Annotated in this window: 1 protein-coding gene; it reads right to left on the bottom strand. The window is 59.3% G+C overall.

The features are described from left to right. Positions 1-197: 197 nt before the first annotated feature. The coding region (locus AC1DU6_RS35885) for an STAS domain-containing protein (protein ID WP_477863429.1) at positions 198-514 on the bottom strand (317 nt) is incomplete at its 5' end.

Below are 514 nucleotides of genomic sequence, written 5' to 3'. Positions count from 1 at the left end.
AGTTTGATGCATCCCGCCATTTTTACCCGATGGCGGGGAGGGCGTCACGGGCGGATTACAACGATCACTTGTGTTTAATGCATCGGCCGGTTCAGCGAAATTTCCGCAATCGCTTTGCCGCCGTCATCGAGAACCCGCAGGCTTGCGCGTAGCATTGGGTTAGGACCGTGAGCGTCTAAAGGATCTAGAAAGTGCACTCATCCAGATGATGCAGCGGTGTTTCGCACCAGCGGCGCGTGGCGATCCACTAGCACGGCGCTCGCCTGGTTCAGGCCGATTATCTCGACCGCTATACCGTGCCGCCGCATCTTGCCGACGACTTCATCGAGCGCGGCGACGGAGGTGATGTCCCAAAGGTGAGCCGCGGTCAGGTCGATGCGGACGGCGCGGACAGTGTCGCGCAGGTCGAAGTGATCGGCAAAGATGTCGGCGCTGGCGAAGAAGATCTGGCCTGATACGGTGTAAATTCGGGTGTCCGCCGCAGCGTCATGGCTGATCTGCACTTCCATCAACC

Source organism: Roseateles sp. P5_B10 (assembly GCF_056400485.1).
Note: the sequence above shows the minus strand (reverse complement) of the source record. Positions and strands in the feature narration are given on the sequence as shown.